This window comes from Shewanella sp. 1CM18E (assembly GCF_023161665.1).
In the GTDB taxonomy this organism is placed as follows: Bacteria; Pseudomonadota; Gammaproteobacteria; order Enterobacterales; family Shewanellaceae; genus Shewanella.
Genome location: NZ_JALNTW010000006.1, coordinates 138,042 through 157,592, shown reverse-complemented (window position 1 = coordinate 157,592; position 19,551 = coordinate 138,042). Strand labels below are relative to the sequence as shown.

The window sequence follows — 19,551 nt, the reverse complement described above, 5'->3', positions numbered from 1 at the left end:
GGCTAATGTTTAATAAGGATGTAGTTTAATGAAAATTTCAAATTTTTCATTTTTAAATTCCGACTACAGCAAGCTTGCTGCGCTTGCTAAGCAAGCAGAATCATATGTATATAGCGACCCACAAACTTGTGCCTTTAAGCTTCGTGCATTTACCGAGCTGTTGGTTGAATATATCTACCATTATTTAAGCTTTGAGCAAACTGACGGTAATGATTTGTTTGCGCGTCTAAATAATCAACAGTTTCGTCAGGCAATACCGAATGAAATTCAGAGCAAACTTCATTTAGTACGCAAGCAGGGAAATAATGCTGTCCATAATAAAGCAGACATTACTGTAACGGATGCGCTTTGGTTAGTACAAGAGTGCTATTTTATTGGCCGCTGGTTTATCCAAACGATGCAAACTCATTATGTGTTTGTACCTGACTTTGTGCATATTGCGCCAAATGATACAGAAATTAATTCATTGCAGAAAGACAATGAACAGTTACTTAAGGATATCGCTAACCGAGATTCCGAAGTGCGACAAACACAGACTGAACTTGAAAATATTCGCCGTAAATTGCAAAACAGTCGCGATGCCTACTTATCAGCAGAAGTGAAGTTAAAAAAGCTACAAGAATTTGAGAATTCTGCGCGTGAGGCGGCAAATAGTTTTGACATGAAGACAGGTGAAACTCGCAAACGCATTTCGGTTAATGAGTTTTTTAGCGAAGTTGAATTAACCACTGGGCAGCAAAAGGCGGTTAACGCGATTGATGCGTTTCTGAAATCTGATAATTGTGAAAGTTTTATTTTGAATGGTTATGCTGGTACTGGTAAAACATTCATTACTAAAGGGATTGTTAATTACTTAAATGCCTTGGGGCAACACTGTGTGTTGATGGCGCCAACGGGCAAGGCTGCAAAGGTTATCTCAGAAAAGACTGGGCAGGCGGCAGCAACGATCCATAGGAGTATTTTTGATTTTTCTAATATGAAGCTTGCAGAGCAAGATGCATATGGCGTTGAACTAGCGCCTTTAAAGCGAAACATTGATAGCTTAGAGACGGTTTATATTATTGATGAATCGTCTATGTTTTCTGATAGTCCTTCATGTTCAGACAGTATTCAATTTGGGTCTACGCGCTTATTAACAGACTTTGTACATTATTGTCGAGATAACTTTGATGACAGCGAAAAACCGGTAACTCGTAAGATTATTTTTATCGGGGATCACGCTCAGTTGCCTCCTGTAGGCGCAAGTTTTTCGCCTGCATTAAATGCCGAATACCTCACTAATGAGTTTAAGTTATCTGTGCATACAGCTGTGCTCGATGAAGTTGTACGACAAAAATCAGGTAGTGGCGTGATGGATAACGCTATGCTGCTTCGAGGTGCAATTGACGATAACGTTTTTAATCAACTGGATTTTGATTGCAGCAAAGCTGATATTGAATCTCTTCAATCTGATGAGGTTATTGAACGTTATATGCAATTGTGCGACAGGCAAATTGCGAAAACTAAAGATATCACGATTATTGCATCATCCAATGCACAGGTTGCAGATTATAATCGACAATGCCGACAGGTGTTTTTCCCTCAAAAAAATGAATTATGTACTGGTGATAAACTCATTTCAGTGGCAAACCATTACCGTGAATATATGTCGGTTACCAATGGTGAATTTGGTGCAGTGTTAAATGTTTTGTCTGCGCCAGAAACCAAGCGTATTACTTTTAGTAAAAAAGTTGAGGGTAAAGTTGAAACTGTATCAGTAGAGTTAGTCTTTAGAGATGTTGAACTTGGTTTTCGAGGTGACTTTAATGAACCTATGCGCTTTACAGCAAAAATAGTTGAAAACTTGCTTTATAACTCTGAGCCGTCGTTGACTTCAGATGAGTCTAAAGCTCTGTATGTTGACTTCCTTAATCGCCATTCTCACTTAAAAAGAAAAGGAGCTGAGGAAGCGCTTAAAAAGGCATTAAAGGAAGATGTTTATTTTAATGCTTTTAAAGTTAAATTTGGCTACGCAATTACCTGTCATAAAGCCCAAGGCAGTGAGTGGCAGCACGTGCTCGTGAAATGTTCTTCTCATTATAAAACGCTGACTAAGGATTATTTCCGTTGGCTTTATACGGCGATTACACGCACCTCTTCGAATCTTTATGTATTAGATGAGCCGAAATTATCACTTGGTGGTGGTTCAACTATTGTTGGGGATCAAGGTTGGTTAACTCATCTATTACCAACAACTGAAACAACTACTCCTACTATCAACGTAGCTGCTGGTGAAGATAATAATAGCAATGATGTTTCAGGCGATGGCGCATTAAATACCCCTCTGGAACATTTATTGGAAAAGGTAAAAGCACAGCTCATTGGTTCAGGGATAGAGATCACTGAAGTTAGGCATCATCAATATCAAGAGTTATATGTGTTTAAAGCTGAAGAAAACACCGCAGAAGTACAGTTTAATTACAATGGTAAACATAAAGTTTCGTCGATAAATGTTAAAGGAACCGGTTTATTACAAATCAGCCTACAACACTGCTTAGCACCGTTACAGGGGGCGCTGTTAGTTGATGGTACAAAAACGGCAGCAACGGCTGAATTTTTGTTTGTAGAGACCTACTTAGAAGCTTTCCATCAACGTATTGTTGAGGTCTTTGGCTGCAGAAATATTAATATTGTCCATTTAGATCAAAATCAGTGGAGTCAGCGATATACGTTTGGCAGAGGTAATGAAACCGCTGTTATTGATTTTTATTACAACGGTAAGCAGCAGTTTAAGAAAGTACAACCTATGCCAAATTTGAGTAGCTCTAAGCCGTTATTGGCTGAATTGCTTGATATGTGGAGTAAAATATAATGTCTGAACAACCTTTTCGCACCGTTAATAGCCTGCGCAAAGCCGGTAACCTGCAAGAGGCTTGGAATGTAGGCTTTACTTCGCTAGAACATTCGCCACAAGATGCTTATTTGAAAGGCGCGCTATTTTGGGTGTGTTATGAGTATTTAAAGCTTCATCAAGCAAAAATAGCTAAACGAGGTGCATCTTCAAATAACTGGCGCCCTAGTGACTTTGAATTTGAACAGATAGAAAGCTTGTTACAAACCATTATGGGGTTTGAAATCCCAACCGGTGGGTTGGAATATAAAATGCTTTTGGTGCAGTTTAAAAAGAATCTTGAATGGTTTCCTACAATGGTTCACTGCGTGCTACGTCATCAATCAGCATTATTTGACAGTGAAAGCAGGCAGCCTTTTCAAGCAGAGAAAGGTGAAGTACCCAGTCTGATGTTATCTAGTGTTCGGCAAGTGGCTGCTGCATGGTTAAGGGCTAGAGACCAATGGCAATTAGACTTTAACCAGTTGATGGCATTGATTAATAGTACTCGTCAGCAAGTCAGTGATACTAAGCACATTATGTGGTTGGATTACGACCAAGCAAAGTGTTTAGTCATTGCAGGACAATATGAGCAGGCTCGTAGCTTAATCCTACCGATCCTTAAGAAGAAGCAATCTGAGTCTTGGGCATGGGGCGCATTGGCGGCAACCTATAAAAAAGAAGACCAAGACTTAGCAATAAAGTTTTTTGCTAAGGGGATTATTTCTGCTCATGAAGTCACCTTTAGTTTGAAGTTGCTACAAGGGATTATTCCTTTATTGCTAGTGAAACAACATGCTATAGAAGCTTCTATGTGCCTAAAGAAAGCGATTATGGCATATCAAAATAGTGGCTGGAAAGTTAAGCCTGAATTGGAGCAGTTATCTCAACAACCTTGGTATGACGCGAGCGTTGATGAAGGGCGACTTGATGGCTATTTAAAGTCAATATCTCAAGATGCGTTGGATTATCTGCTAGGGCCGACAAAGAAGCTGGTTGGCCTTGTTGAAAATATCCATAAATCAGGCAAAGGCTTTCATGTATTTGTGAATAAATCGACGTCTTTGTCTGTGCGCATGGGAATTCATAAGACCAAGCAAAAACCGCAAGTTGGTGATTACGTTGAACTCGTTGTCTCAGATGACAATGGTGAGTTAGCTGTTATAAGTTCTAGCCCTTGTGCAAAGGCTGAGGTTGCTGATGTGGTGTTTTTAGAGGGAACATTAAGAATTGCACCAAAAGGCTTTGGGTTTGTTGAGGATACCTTTGTACCGCCATTTGTTATAGGTGATATTAGTAATGAGTCTAAGGTGTTAGTACAACAAGTAATGTCTTGGGACAAAACAAAATCTCGTTATAGTTGGAAAGCGATTAAGCTTACGCTGGTTAACGAAGCCGCTGTGCCATTGGATTACGATGATATGCCTTTTTAGCAAGGATGAAGCTTGATGATTACTGAAGACCAGTTAGAGCAAGAGTGTATTAGGTGGTTCACCGAATAGGGCTATTTCTACAAAAACGGTTACGACATCGCCCCCGATGGCGACGCTCCTGAGCGCGATGATTACCATCAGGTGGTGTTGAAACAGCGTTTGCTTGAACGCTTAGAAGTGTTAAACCCTGAACTGCCACAAGAGAGTTTGAATGTGGTGGTGAATACGGTAAGTACACCAGATACACCGGTTCTGATTAAGAGCAATCGAGCTTTCCACAAATACTTGATTGAGGGCGTTCCTGTTGAGTACAGCGTGTATGAAGATGGGGAAACTAAAACTAAGCACACTCATGCGCGATTGATGGATTTTAGCAATCCAGATAATAATGAGTTTCTTGTTGTTAATCAGTTCACCATTACAGGTACTTCTCGTCATGGAAAGACGGGCAACCGTCGCCCTGATGTGGTGGTGTTTATCAATGGCTTGCCGATTGCAGTTATCGAACTAAAAAATCCGGCCGATGAACATGCCGATATTTGGAATGCGTACAACCAACTGCAAACCTATAAAGATGAAATCTCAGATCTATTTGTTTTTAATGAAGCATTGATTGTAAGCGACGGTTGGACTGCCCGTGTTGGCTCATTGACGGCGAATAAAGAGCGTTTCCTTCCATGGAAAACAGTAACTGGCGAAGACGATAAACCCTTACTGGAGTTTCAACTAGAAACTATGGTGCGTGGTTTTTTCAAACCAGATTTGCTACTTGATTATATTCGTTACTTTATTCTCTTTGAGATTGATAATGACATCATCATTAAGAAGATAGCTGGCTATCACCAGTTTCATGCTGTACGTGCTGCGGTAGAAGCAACCGTTAAAGCTAAACAAGCAGATAGCGATTTACCTATGGTTGCTGAGAGTATAGGCAAATATCAGGTTCAAGCGACGAAAGGCTTAGATAAGATTCAAGCGGGTAGCGGTAAGGCTGGAGTGGTTTGGCATACTCAGGGCAGTGGTAAGAGTATCTCGATGGTGTGCTACGCCAGTAAGCTGCTGCAACAGCCTGCAATGAATAACCCCACTATTGTGGTGGTGACAGACCGTAATGATCTTGACGGTCAGCTTTATAATACATTCGGTATGGCTCAGGAGACGTTAAAGCAGATCCCACAACAGGCAGATGGTCGAGATTTGTTGCGTCAATTACTGTTAAATCGTCAATCGGGTGGGATCATTTTTACCACCATTCAAAAGTTTGCCCTAGGTCAAGATGAAAAAGGAGACGATGAAATTGAGCATCCAATCTTGTCAACGCGTGCCAACATTGTAGTGGTGTCTGACGAAGCGCACCGGAGCCAATATGGTAATAAATCAAAGTTAGTTGAGGTCAAAGATGCTAATGGTAATGTGACCGGCTCTAAGTATGTATTTGGCTACTCGAAATACATGCGCGATGCTTTACCTAATGCTTCATTCATTGGCTTCACAGGCACTCCGATTGCCATGGATGATAAAGATACACGTGGTGTGTTTGGCGAGTATGTCTCAGTTTATGATATTCAAGATGCGGTAGATGATGGTGCCACAGTACCAATCTATTATGAATCTCGTTTAGCTAAGCTTGATATCAATCAAGCTGAGATTGAAGAACTTAACGACCAAGTTGAAGATGAAATTGGTGAGGAAGAAGAGACCGCGAGCCGCGAGAAAATCAAATCACAATGGGCAACACTAGAAAAGCTCGTTGGTGCTGAGCCTCGTATTCAGCAGGTCGCTCAGGACTTGGTGAATCACTTTATTACGCGTACTGAAACCTTCCCGGGCAAAGCTATGATTGTAGCGATGAGCCGTGAGATCTGTGTCGATCTGTACAATGCTATTGTCGCAATAAAGCCTGAATGGCATCACCCCGATCCCGATAAAGGCGCAATCAAAATCGTGATGACGGGCAGCGCTTCTGACAAAGAGAAGATGCAGCCTCATATTCATGATAAGAAGACCAAAAAGCTGTTTGAAAAACGCTATAAAGATACCCAAGACGAACTTCAGTTGGTAATTGTGCGTGATATGTGGCTAACAGGCTTCGATGCGCCATGTTGTCATACCATGTATATCGATAAGCCGATGAAAGGGCACAATTTGATGCAGGCTATTGCACGCGTAAACCGTGTGTTTAAAGATAAGCCGGGCGGTTTAGTGGTTGATTATATCGGTATTGCCAATGAGCTAAAAAATGCTCTTAAAACCTATACCAATAGCCAAGGTAAAGGGCAACCAACGGTCGATACTGCTGAAGCATTCTCCGTATTAATGGAAAAAATTGATATTGTGAGAGGTATGTTTGCCACGCCAGTTGATGGTGCCGTATTTAACTACCGACCTGAGTTTGAAACGAATGCATTGCGTCTGTTGCCTGGGGCTGTAAACCATTTATCAGGTTTATCTCATCGCAATAGTAAAGGTGAAGAGGTACGAGATGGTAAACGGCGCTTCTTGGATGTAATGGCGGCAATGACTAAAGCGTTTTCTCTATGCAATACCATGGATGAAACCCAAGGTTATACAAACGAAATAGCCTTCTACTCTGCGATTAAAACCGCTTTTATCAAACACTCAACAGTTGATAAAAAGCGCAGTGATGAAGAACGTAACACAGCATTAAAGCAGATATTAGATAACGCAATTATTGCTGATGGTGTTGATGACATCTTTAATATGGTGGGGTTAGATAAACCTAATATTGGTTTACTCTCTGAAGAGTTCTTAGAAGATGTGAAGAACATGAAAGAGAAGAACCTTGCTGTTGAGTTACTCGAGAAGTTGCTGCGTGATGAGGTCAAAGCGCGCATGAAGAATGATGTGGTGCAGGAGAAGAAGTATTCTGAGCGCATCATGACAACACTGCAAAAGTATCATAATCGTAGTATTGAAACCGCTCAGGTTATTGAAGAGCTAATCAAATGGGCGAAAGAGATGGCTGCTGATGCTGAGATGGCGGAAGGTCTAAATCTATCTCCTGATGAAATTGCTTTTTATCGAGCATTGGTCATGAACGAAGCTTCAGTGCGAGAATTGGGTGATGATAGTTTGCGTGGTTTAGCTATCGAGTTAACTCAACAGCTGCGTAAGTCAGCTACGGTAGACTGGCAAAAGCGTGATAGCGTTCGAGCACGTATGCGTAATTTAGTTCGTCTGTTGCGCCGCTGGAAGTATCCACCTGACGCGGCAGAAGCTGCGATTAAGTTAGTGCTTGAACAAGCAGAAGTACTGGCCGATGGTTGGTATCAGTAACGATTAAAGGTGAAGCGAAAGCTTCACCTTTTTTATGGCCGAGTTTCTGCACATTCTTAATAAACTGCTTTTGTAGATAATGCTTAATATTCAATATCTAATGATTATAAAATCAAGAGTGTAATTGTATTTATTATGGTATTGTAAAAAGTGTGAAGAACAGGCTGTTAGTTAGGGAGAACAAGTGAAAGATAAGGAAAAAATAGCTCTTTTTATTGATGCGGATAATGCTCCTGTAGCAAAGATTGATGTGATTTTGTCAGAGTTAGCAAAGTTTGGTGTTGTTAATATCCGCAAGGCTTATGGAAATTGGAAAAGCCCAAACATCAAGCCTTGGGAAGATGTACTGCATGAATACGCGATACAACCGATCCAGCAATTCGATCTTACTAAAGGTAAAAATGCTACAGATATAGCATTAGTCATCGATGCAATGGACACCCTTTATACCAAAGATGTAGATATTATATGTTTGGTTTCATCCGATTGTGATTTTACTCCTTTAGTCACTAGAGCGCTTGCTGATGGCAAGTTTTTAATTGGTTTTGGTGAGCGCAAGGCACCAAGCGCATTCGTAAATAGTTGCTCCCGTTTTTTATATTTAGATGGATATGAGCAAATAGATGAAGAGGTAACTAAACCCGTTAAGAGTATTAAGAGTGATACTAAGCTAATTAACCTTCTAAGACAGGCTATTGAGGCTGTTGAAGAGGATGATGGTTGGGCTATGCTCGGACCTATAGGTTCCCACATATCTAATCAAGCATCCTTTGACCAGCGAAACTATGGATTTAAAAAGTTAAGTGATCTCTTTGCTGCGATTGATTTGTTTGAAACAAAAGTCACAAACAACACTGTGATTTGGGTTCGTGATATAAAAAGGGCGAAGCAGCAAGCTAAGAGATTGGTGTCCTAAGACTTTATTTAAGTCACTTAATCTAACCTTTCTGTATAACATTTTGCGTTATAGAAAGTGTGTTATAGAAAAATAAAAAAGCTAGATGCCTTAAAAAGTGCCATTAGCTGTTCAGTTGTAACGGAGTACGGTTTGAACACCCCAGTAATAGCTGCAATTATAGCCACGAAAAATAGACCAAATCTATTAAAGAAACGCGCGATTAAGTCGGTTTTTAATCAATCTAGATTACCGAATATTCTTGTTGTTGTAGACGATTCCTTAGGACAGGTACAGCAGCAGAATAAGTTTATTATCGAATCGTTACCATCTAACCACTGCCATATTCAGTATTTAAAAAATCGACGAACTCCTGGTGCTAGCGGGGCTTGGAACACTGCAATAGATTATTTAACAGGACAGTATCAAAATAGCTTTAGCTCACTATTTTTAGCTTTTTTAGATGACGATGATGAGTGGCACTCTAGCTATCTAGAGAGTTGTTTAGATACTGCAAGCTTAAATAATAGCAATATGGTTGCTACAGGTATGTATCGTTATGAGTGTAGCGGATTAGATCCAATTAAGTGTTTACCGCCAACGTCATTAAATGAAGATATTTTCTTGCGAGGAAACCCAGGAATCCAAGGCTCTAACCTGTTTTTATCCCTCGATGTTATGTTATTGAGTGGCTGTTTTGACGAACACTTATCAAGCTGCACAGATCGTGACTTATGTATAAGGCTTTGTGAGTTAGATGGACTCAGCTACTACAGTTTAAATGAGCCTTTGTTAAATCATTATGCAGATATTGGTCGCGAACGGCTTAGTACACCAAGCTCACCTGAAAAGTTGAATGGTCTAACTGCTTTTTGGCTTAAATATCATGGACGAATGAATGATGAACAACGAGTTGCATTTGTTACTCGTGCGCAGAAATTGTTTAACTGGAGCCTCCCAAAGTCACATCAAGCACTTGTAGAGCCAGCTCTTCAAGTAGCATTGACGCTAGGTATTGAATTAGGGCATGTTTCTTTTGGTTTAATAACAGAGACCATTGCCAAGCTTATCGAACTTGGCAGTCAGCACCTTGTCGGGCTAAATATTGTCTTAACCAAAGGTAGTGAACTCTACGATACGGATTTGAGTACACTCCTTGATTTTATAAGCCAGCAGAGCATAACTTGCTACAACTTATGTGAGAAAGATATAAGTATTGAAATAGCAACGGCTAAAATTGCTAAGGAAAATATTGGTCATAGTGCTTGGGTATTGAGTGGTAGGCCATTTTTTGATCGTTCAATCGATACTTTTGAGAATGTTATATTTACTTTTTTAACGGAAGTAGGAGCCCGTCAGCTGTGTACTCACTTCATTAATGAGCAGGTAGAGCAAAACACTGAACTAGCCTCAGAGTTAATTCTATGTCGCACAAGTCAAGCTCATACTCGTATACAAAAGTTATTGAATGTAGAAAAACTGCAACTGCTGGGAGTCGGTTCTGAAGCCGTAGTCATGACTGATGGTAAACGTGTTTTTAAGTGTATTGATTACTGGAAGACTCGCATACCTGAAGAGCAAATTAACTTCTTAAAGTTGGAAAGTTCAAAATGGCACAATTTACCAGGATTATATGCTCTGGATAATGTACTTTCTGATGGCAAAGCCTTAGTGCTGACATATCCTTATGAAGAAAGTCGCCCGTATGAAGGTGGTTATTGCGAGCAAGTGGTTAATTTGATTCACAGCTGCAGCAAAGCAGGCATTGTGTGCAATAACATTCATCCTAAAAATTTGATTAAAACTTTTAACGAAGTAAAGCTTATTGACTACGGTTCTGATATTCGCCCTTGGAATGAGCTAGGTTTTGAGCACATGGCTCGTCGAGCATTCTTATCTATTAATTTTTCAAACCATCCTCGCCTCAAGTACTTAATGCGTCAGTCGTTGCAAACTTTAAATTTGAACGAGATGCAGGGGTATCAACAATTTCGCCAACGACTAATAGGCATTGACTGTAACTTAAAACTTGCACGGCAAGTTAAATTACCTTTACCTTCTTTAACAGAGCGTCCTTCTGCGTTTGAGCTAATCATAGGTGTAATTACTAGTGATCCATATAAATTACTACCATTACTATGCAGCATTTCAGATCTGGTTCCCTGTGGCTTTATCACAAGAATAAAAACAATTGTTTTATGTAACGATTGTTCAGCTAATAGTCTTGAAAAGGTTCTTGTAAACAGTCCTAGGCCAACTGGTAACGTGCAAATAATCAGTGAAGAGCAACAAGTTATAGATGCTGAGAGTGGCTTATTTGGAGCTTGTTTTACTAACCGTCCGAATAGGCAAATAGGTATCGCACATGCTCGCAGTATGTTGCAGAAGTACGTTGGATTAGAGTGTGCAGCAAACCCAAATACTATTGCATGGATTTTGGATGACGATATGCGACTTGACGGGCGGGCCCAGCAATATCTTGGTTGGCTTCCAAAGCTTAAGGAAGAGGGAGTAGATATTGCTATTGGGCAATATGAAGGCTCTTCTCCTAATCCACCTCTAAATGGGTTGCGTGGCCAGCTGGTTGATTTATTACATAACTTACGTTGGTTAGATAAATTGCCTATTCATGCTGAAATACCTGATCGTAGTGCTGAAAATACTAAACTACGAAACAAATACCCTGATTATTATTACGATTTATCACGCAAACATTCAGCTCACCTCGAAGTACCGTTTTGGCTTGAACCAGCCTATAAAGGTGAAAGTGTTAAGGAAGCGCGAACAAGATTATGTACATACGCGCCACTTCTACTTACGGGTTTTCCACTCACTAGAAGTATTGTACCTGTTTGTTCAGAACAAGCATTAGTGCAAGCAAAAGACACGGTTAACCGAGGGGGGAATACCTTTGTTCTTAACCCCAAGGCACTAACATCAACTCCCAATTTAATTCCTGAAATTAATGAACGTGAGGCGCGAAGATCAGACATGGTTTGGGCTGTGATCAATAAGTATCATCATGGACTAAATATAAAGGCTGTTCCGTTTCCAGTTCAGCATTCTGGGCGTGTGAGCAATAGACAAGTTCTGAATATAGATAAGGTACAGGATGAAATAATGGGATCGGCGCTATACGCTGGCCTACTCGAGTTTTTGGCCACTAATGAACAGCATAATTTGGTTTTTACTACTGACGAAAAATCAATAGTTTGGAAGGCTACTCAAAATGCACGTAATACTCGCCTTGCACGATTGAAGCTGAGCTTTCATCGAATCAATGGCATAGCTCAAGCACTATCTAAGTATCCTGAATTATCAGAACTTTGCAAAAACCTAACTTGTTCTTTTAGTCCATCAAATTTTGCAAAACTAGAAGTTCAAGTTAACCAAATGAACAAACAGCATATTCACGAATTTTTAAATAAGATTGTGCCGCAGAGCACTGCTTTTGCAAGTGCACATAATAAAATGGTCGAGACGATAGAACATCATGCCTTATAAAAATTATTGCGAACTGCCGACTTTACACGGCACATTTAGAATGTATGACACTGGAGATGAGTTGCTAAGAGTCGTAACTTTTGGCGATATTAGAAAAGTTGGCAGTAACCCTATAGTGCGTTTGCATTCCTCTTGTTTGGCCTCTGAAGTTTTTGAATCCAGAGATTGTGATTGTGCTGATCAATTACGCGAAGCTATGAAAGTTATTGCACATAACGGTGGTGGTATTATTTTTCATTTGCATCAAGAAGGACGAGGTCAAGGTCTCTCTAAGAAGATTCAAGCAGTACATAAAATGCAGACTGAATCACTGGATACCGCAGAGTCCTTTCAAGTAATGGGTTTAGAGCAAGACGTTCGAGATTATACCCCTGCGATTCAAGTGTTAAAAAAACTGTCCATTAAACAGGTACGGTTAATGTCAAATAACCCAAGAAAGTGTCAAGCATTAGAGAGAACCGGGATAGCTGTAGAAGTCGTAAATACTCATCCACAAATACGTCCAGAAAATGCCAGTTATTTACAGAGTAAAAATGATAAGTTGGGTCATTCTCTGCCGTTGAGCGGAGAATTAGCTGACAGTAGACCCATATATTTTTACCACTCAGATCAAACTTGGGGAGAGTTTTCCAACTTCTCGCAACATGCTATTTATGTAGATGGGAAAATTTGGCAAACCGCAGAGCACTTTTATCAAGCACAGAAATTCAACGACCCATCCTTGCAAGAACGAGTTCGCTCAACCCCAAGCCCAATGCTAGCCAAACAAGTCGCTATGCAACTAGAGTCGAAGTATCTCAAAAGTAATTGGCAAGATGTAAAAGAGTTGATTATGTGGCAAGCACTTGCAGCCAAGTTTACTCAACATCCACAACTCAAAGAATTACTGCTATCAACTAAGAACCGAAGTATAGCCGAGCATACTAACAATGATGCGTACTGGGGAGATGCAGGCGATGGTTCGGGATTGAACCGCTTGGGAGAGTTACTAGTAGAATTACGTTGTCAGCTTCGAGATTGTAAAGAGCCGCTGTTATGTGTGGAGTAGCGCTACTTTACGGTACAACTGCAGTGAAAAGTATGCCAGAGGTATTGGGTATGCTTTCCCATAGAGGACCTGATGATCAACACTATTTAGTTAGTCATCAATTAGCCATTGGCTTCGTTCGCTTAGCGATTAACGATGAAAGTATTGCAGGTCGTCAGCCCTATAGGACTGAAGGCCTTATTGGCGCTTTTAATTGTGAAGTTTACAATGCGAAATCGCTAGCTAAACATTATAACTTGACACAAGGAACAGGGTCTGACGCGCTTGTTATTGCTCCATTATTTAATAAGTTAGGTAGTCAAATATTGGCTGAATTAGATGGGTTTTATTCAGGGATTATTTACGAGTCAGATACCAATAGTCTTTACCTGTTACGCGACCATATGGGTAAGAAGCCACTATTTTACGGCAGAGCAGATGACAATTTATTTGTTGTAAGTGAGCTTAAGGCATTAAAGCAGATTGAATGGTTTGAACAAGTACCGATTGGGATTAGTAAGTTAGATTTAGCTACTGGAGTACTGTTACAAATAGCTGAGCATAGTGTACCTGCGGGTAGACCGGTTAGCTTACAGTTAGCTATGGAAGAAGCTGTCGTTAAGCGTTTACCAACTAAGCCATTTGGTATTTTCCTTAGTGGAGGTTTAGATAGTTCGATAATTGCAACAATAGCGAGTAAATACCGTAAAGATATTACTTATTTTGTGCTTGGGGAACCAGAAAACGCCGATGTTTTAATGGTTAATATTCTCGCACAACATCTTGGTTTAGAAAATGTTAAGTACATTCCATTACCATTGGAGCAAGAGTTGCCAGCATTAATTGCTAAGGTACTTTTTGCAGCTGAAAGCTATAACCCATCAATTATAAGCAACGGTTTGGCGACTTACATACTGGCTGAGGCGGCAAAAAGGCAAGGCATAAAGGTTGTACTAACTGGTGAGGGGGCTGATGAGCTATTCGGAGGCTACCATGAGGGCTTATCTGAGCTTGATTGGCAATCAACGCGAGAGAAGTTGATTGCTGATATGTGCTTTACAGAGCTTAGGCGCCTGGATAAATGTAGCATGGCTCATGGTGTTGAGGCGCGATGTCCGTTTCTTGATCGCTCAGTGAAATGTATTGCAGACAATTTAGAGTATCAACAGTTTTATTTACCTGAGAGTAACAAGGTGGCGCTAAGGGAAGCATTCAGACACTTATTGCCTGCTGAAATTGCTAATCGGAAGAAAACGTCCTTTGATGTAGGTAGTGGAGTACGCAAGTTGGTTGTTTCTTATTTGACGCGTAACGGCAATATGGAAATATTCGAACTAAGAGGTCTTTGGCAGCAGGCATTTACTTATGATGTGAACAACCCTTACTTTTCAAGCTATCCAACGTTTGATGCTGTTATTGCAACTCGGGGAGTAGCACATAGGTGACAGTACAATTGGCTCAGAAGATATTAGTTGATAAATTTAGGAGTGAACCTTTTCACAATCTATATCTTCTTAAAAATGCACTCCCAGTAACTACAGCTTATGGTGGAACGTGTTCAGATAAAACCTTGAGCTATCTTGAGTCGGCGAAAGCTTCGGGGTTAGAAGCATATTTGCATACTGCTCGTATTGATGGCGAAGAGAAACATAGGCTAATAAGGTTAGAAATAGGCGGGCAGCGCTATTTTGCCGATATTGGGAATGGCTGGCCATCTATTCGACTTTTTTCTGCAAAATTATCTACTGCTTATGAATGCTTTGGAATGCGTTACAGAAGTGAAGTTGAAAATGGGCTTATTAAAATTTATCACTCAAAACGCGGTGTTGAAAAGCTTCAAATGGAAATCGATATTGCACAACAGGATGAGGCGAAAATCTATGAGGGAATTGCTAATAGGTTTTCAAGTAACATCACTTATCCTTTTGGCGATGAGTTGCGTTTTTCTATGATCATTGGGCAGAAGTTTCTTTTTCTTCGAGGTACTCGACTAGAAATCTATAGTCATAAGGAATACCAAGAAGTAACTAACGTTGAATTGGATAACCTAAAGTACGAGATCGCTACTCATTTTGATTATGATATTAGCCCTATTGAGAGGCATATTGAACAATATTAACACAAGTGTTCAAATGTAAGCCGCAGTATATTTGAGTTTTCTAAGAGATATAACAAAGTACAGGCTGCCTAGTAGATTAAGAAGTTGTAACGCTTTTGGTGGTCTGATTGGTTATAAGCACAGTATAGAAAACTGTATTTATAGGGTAAAAGTTTAAAAAGTGTTTTTATATCAACTTATTTTATGTTGAGTAATGTTAGATTTAAAAAGTGCTTATGATGGCAGGTTTTAGAATGAGAATATAACATTTAGGCACATAAAAAAAACTAAAAAGAGCAAAGTTTCGCATTTAGCTTTGATAAAACAGGCTACTTTTAAGAGATACTGTTAGTTTATGGATTACAATAATCAGTTCGACTTGTATAAAGAATATGTAAAAACCACACTTAGCGAGTTTCCTGTAGACCAAACAAAACTCAATTGTATTGCTGTCTTTAAGGCATTAGCAGAATTGACTAATGAACTCGAAGCACATAAAAATGGAAGTGTACTAGAGCTTGTTAGTCGTGACATGTTGCAAGGTCGTGTCAGTGAACTCTACGCTGCTAGTGGAAATATTCGCCGTCAAGAGGTTAATAAGTATTTATCGCAACGATTTCGGTTTCAAGATGATAAAGAACCTGACTTTATAGAGTTCACATTAGAAGATGATGCGCAGATTTATTCACGAACCGATGAGGTTGATGCTGGCTCTAAACGAGTCGCTTATCGGATCTGTCAGTTTACTCAGAGAAGTAAATTGATTGAGTATTTATGTCATTTGGATCTGACTCTTTATTACTTGTCCCCCTCAGAGATGACGTTAAATGGTATAATTAATGCCTACCTAGGGACTTTTGTTTCTAATTCAGCTAATCAAAAATGGTATGAAAAATATCAACTATTTACTTATCAGCTGCAAAGAGTTGATGAACTCACTGAAGAACAACTAGAAACACACTGGTTATCACAAAGTGATGGGGTTGCGTCGATAAAAAATGGCATCACCTCAAATACCGATTTTCAATCGGCAAAGCCAGTATTGAATCAAATTACTAAGTTGATGAAAAGCGGTAGTGATTTAACTCATTACAATCAAGCTATAGGTTTGATGCAAGAGGCAAAAAAAGAACAAAAGCTTTCAAAAATATATAATGCAGTATTGAATCGAATTGCAATTGCCTATAACTCCGATGAGTTAACCTTTCCCGTTGATAAAAGAGTGATGACTAAACTAGTGGCTTTCTTTAATCAGTATTTTTCTCTAGGGATTGAAACTAAGAATAAAAATTGGTTTGAACTAAGTTCATCATTAAAAGCAGAGATTAAGCTATGTTTGCCAACTGTCGACCCGTTAAAACTGAATATTATTATTTGGAGGATTAATGAAAATAAAAATATTATAAGCCATGTGGCCAAACTTTTAAATCGCCGAAATAATGACTCTGATTTAGAAAATGTAAATAAGGAAACGATTATGTCTCATGCTTTAAACCAGATTCTTTATGGCCCTCCTGGTACGGGTAAAACTTATCATACAGTGGAAGCCGCGGTAAAAGCGGCTGAGCCAAGCTTTAGTTGGCAAAACCGTGATGAGTTAAAAGCTGAGTATGATCGCTTAGTCGATGAGAAGCGGATCCGCTTTGTGACTTTTCATCAGAGTTATGGTTATGAAGAGTTTGTTGAAGGGCTGAAGGCTGTAACCCTTGACGGGCAGCTGAATTATAAGGTGGAACCGGGGATTTTTAAAAAGTCAGTCACTGGCGCTAAGGCTAAGCATGTTAGCAAGGTAGAAGCGCTATCAGGATATAGCCTTGAGAAACGAAAAATTTGGAAAATGTCACTCGGTAATACCTTAACAGATGAAGGTGCAATGGTATTCAGCGACTGTATCGAAAATAATTATGTTTTGCTTGGTTACGGTGGTGATATTGACTTTGAAGGTTGTAAAAGCTCTACAAGAGTTAAGCAAAAATTTATTGAGGCTGGATACAAATTAAAACCACAAGACTATAACGTGACTGCGGTTAATACTTTAGTTAATAAAATGTCTATTGGTGATTTGGTTATCGTTTCTGACGGTAACCATAAGTTTAAAGCGATTGCTGAGATCACATCTGACTACGCTTACCTTAATGATGGGCGAGATTGGTATTATCAAAAGCGAGATGTGAAATGGTTAATGGTGTTTGAAGAGTCGCGCCCTGTAGAAGAGCTTTTTGCTACCGCTTTATCTCAAATGACGTTATACAACTTAAAAGATTCTGTTGTATCAAGAGAGAAACTTACTGCTTTATTGAATGAATCAAAACAAAAACTGGAAGAAGTAAAAAATCATGTTTTGATTATCGATGAGATTAACCGCGGTAATATATCTAAAATTTTTGGCGAGTTAATAACTTTAATTGAACCCTCAAAAAGACTAGGTCATGCTGAAAGCCTTGAAGTGATCTTGCCTTACTCGGGTGATAGATTTTCAGTACCTAATAACCTGCATATCATTGGCACAATGAACACCGCCGACCGTTCTTTAGCTTTGATGGATACCGCGCTGCGCCGTCGTTTTGACTTTGTGGAAATGATGCCAAATTATGATGTGCTCAGGGCATATGGAACGCTGAAGCATAACAGTGGTGAAGTTGATTTAGCTAAGTTGCTTGAGGTGATGAATCAGCGAATAGAGGTGCTGTATGATCGTGAGCATATGCTAGGACATGCATTTTTTATCCCTGTGGCGCAGTTGATTAAAGCAAATAAGCTCGAGCAAGCGCTGATTGAGTTGAAAAACGTATTTAAAAATAAGGTACTACCGCTATTACAAGAGTACTTTTTTGAAGATTGGAATCGTATTCGCTTAGTACTCGGGGATAATCAAAAAGCCGAACAGAACTGTTTGATTGAAGTTACGAGTAACAGTTTTGAAGATATTTTTGGTAACAATCATGGATTAGGTAATTACGAAAAAGCCTCGGAGACTTATCAATTATCTTCGTTTGATATTGAGGGTTCCATTTGGGATAAGGCTGAGTCGTATCGTTTAATTTACCAGCCTAAATCTTTGCAATCGGCTGACGACAAGTAAGATGAGTAACAATATTACCGTCTTTGAATATGGCTTTCTTGCTGATGTTGCGCATAAGAAAGCCTCTGAAAAGATTAACTGGATCTCGTCAGATGCTTATCAGTATTTAAAACAGCTTTGCTTGTGTGAGCAGTCTGAAAGTGCCTTTGTGCGTTTGAGGATGGTTGAAAATACCGAGGTGCTTCAAACTCAAAACTATGCAGGGGTGATTTTGACCCCAGATGGCACTCAAATAGAGATTTTGCCTAAAATTGGCAAAGGCAATTGTAAGCAAAAGCAGGATGACGCGCGAGCGGCGTTGTTGCTGATGCTCGCCGCATTGGGTGACTTTAGACACATAAAAACTGAATCAGCTAATATCAGCCAACAAAAAATGCCTTTGTTAGAGGTGTTCATTAGTCAATTCTTGGCGTCGGTTAACCATCTAATCAAACGTGGCTTGAGAAGTGATTACTCAGCGCGTGAAGATAACCTGTTATACCTCAAGGGCAAGTTACAAGTTGCTAAGCAGCTTAAACATAACTTGGTTATTCGTCATCGATTTCAGGTGGAGTTTGAGGAGTTTTTGCCTGATAGAGCCGAAAATCGATTAGTACATGCGGCGCTATTATGCGTGAAAAAATTGAGCCGAAGTCTAGCTAATCAGCGTTTGCAACAAGAGCTGACGTTTGCCTTTGACCAAGTACCTGCCAGTGTTGATCATAAACAAGACTTTAGTCGAGTCAGGCTAGAGCGAGGTATGGCGCATTACGAGTCAGCTTTAGCTTGGGCGAAATTAATTTTAAATGCCTATTCGCCGTTAACCATGAAAGGGGCAAATGAGGCGACTTCGCTGTTATTTCCGATGGAAGCAGTATTTGAATCTTATGTTGCTGCAGAGCTATATAAGCAGATTACTCCACCTTATCAAATTGTCACTCAGGCGCGTTCAACGCACTTAGTTAAACATGGCGAGCAAAACTGGTTTCAGCTTAGACCTGATATTGTCATACAAAAAGATAAGCAGCACATATGTGTAATGGATACCAAGTGGAAAACGCTTGATGATAACAAGGCAAATGGTACTGATAAGTATGGAGTATCACAGTCAGATATTTATCAGATGTTTGCATATGGGCATAACTATCTATCGGGTGAAGGTGAGATGCTGCTGATTTATCCTATGCACGAGGGGTTGAAAGAGCCTGTTGAACTGCCTTTCGAATTCACAAATCTGCAAGGAATGCCAGCTCAGCTTAGACTCTGGGTAGTTCCATTTGAGATCACACTTCAGGGAAGCAAACTTCATTTGCCTCGCAATGCTGTCGCTAATAAGTACTTTCTGTAAGTAATGTAAGTTTTTGGCA

General features: G+C 39.8%; 9 protein-coding genes and 1 pseudogene. All 10 read left to right on the top strand.

Annotated elements, in window-relative coordinates:
• The first annotated feature begins 28 nt into the window (after positions 1–28).
• Positions 29–2,851, top strand: coding sequence for an AAA family ATPase (locus tag MSG37_RS10540; protein ID WP_248470631.1), 2,823 nt, complete (start codon positions 29–31; stop codon positions 2,849–2,851).
• Positions 2,851–4,302: a hypothetical protein gene (locus MSG37_RS10535; protein ID WP_248470630.1), complete on the top strand. Its 1,452-nt coding sequence runs from the start codon at positions 2,851–2,853 to the stop codon at positions 4,300–4,302. The genes MSG37_RS10540 and MSG37_RS10535 overlap by 1 nt, the downstream gene beginning before the upstream one ends.
• A 15-nt stretch (positions 4,303–4,317) precedes the next feature.
• Positions 4,318–7,599 (top strand): annotated as a pseudogene (locus tag MSG37_RS10530) (type I restriction endonuclease subunit R).
• 184 nt (positions 7,600–7,783) lie between these two features.
• Entirely contained in the window at positions 7,784–8,515 is a 732-nt protein-coding gene (locus MSG37_RS10525; RefSeq protein WP_248470629.1) for an NYN domain-containing protein, read from the top strand.
• A gap of 132 nt (positions 8,516–8,647) precedes the next feature.
• Entirely contained in the window at positions 8,648–11,998 is a 3,351-nt protein-coding gene (locus MSG37_RS10520) for a glycosyltransferase (protein ID WP_248470628.1), read from the top strand.
• Positions 11,988–13,046 (top strand): GTP cyclohydrolase II RibA, encoded by a 1,059-nt coding sequence (gene ribA / locus MSG37_RS10515; protein WP_282446635.1) that lies wholly within the window; start codon positions 11,988–11,990, stop codon positions 13,044–13,046. The genes MSG37_RS10520 and ribA overlap by 11 nt, the downstream gene beginning before the upstream one ends.
• A complete protein-coding gene (locus tag MSG37_RS10510; protein WP_248470626.1) occupies positions 13,034–14,470 on the top strand; it encodes an asparagine synthase-related protein in 1,437 nt (478 codons plus the stop codon). The genes ribA and MSG37_RS10510 overlap by 13 nt, the downstream gene beginning before the upstream one ends.
• A complete protein-coding gene (locus MSG37_RS10505) occupies positions 14,467–15,144 on the top strand; it encodes a hypothetical protein (protein ID WP_248470625.1) in 678 nt (225 codons plus the stop codon). Before MSG37_RS10510 ends, MSG37_RS10505 begins: the two co-directional genes overlap by 4 nt.
• Before the next feature lie 334 nt (positions 15,145–15,478).
• Positions 15,479–18,205 carry an AAA family ATPase gene (locus tag MSG37_RS10500; RefSeq protein WP_248470624.1) on the top strand — a complete coding sequence of 909 codons (2,727 nt, stop codon included), beginning with the start codon at positions 15,479–15,481 and terminating at the stop codon, positions 18,203–18,205.
• 1 nt (position 18,206) lies between these two features.
• Positions 18,207–19,532 (top strand): McrC family protein, encoded by a 1,326-nt coding sequence (locus tag MSG37_RS10495; RefSeq protein WP_248470623.1) that lies wholly within the window; start codon positions 18,207–18,209, stop codon positions 19,530–19,532.
• Positions 19,533–19,551 lie beyond the last annotated feature (19 nt).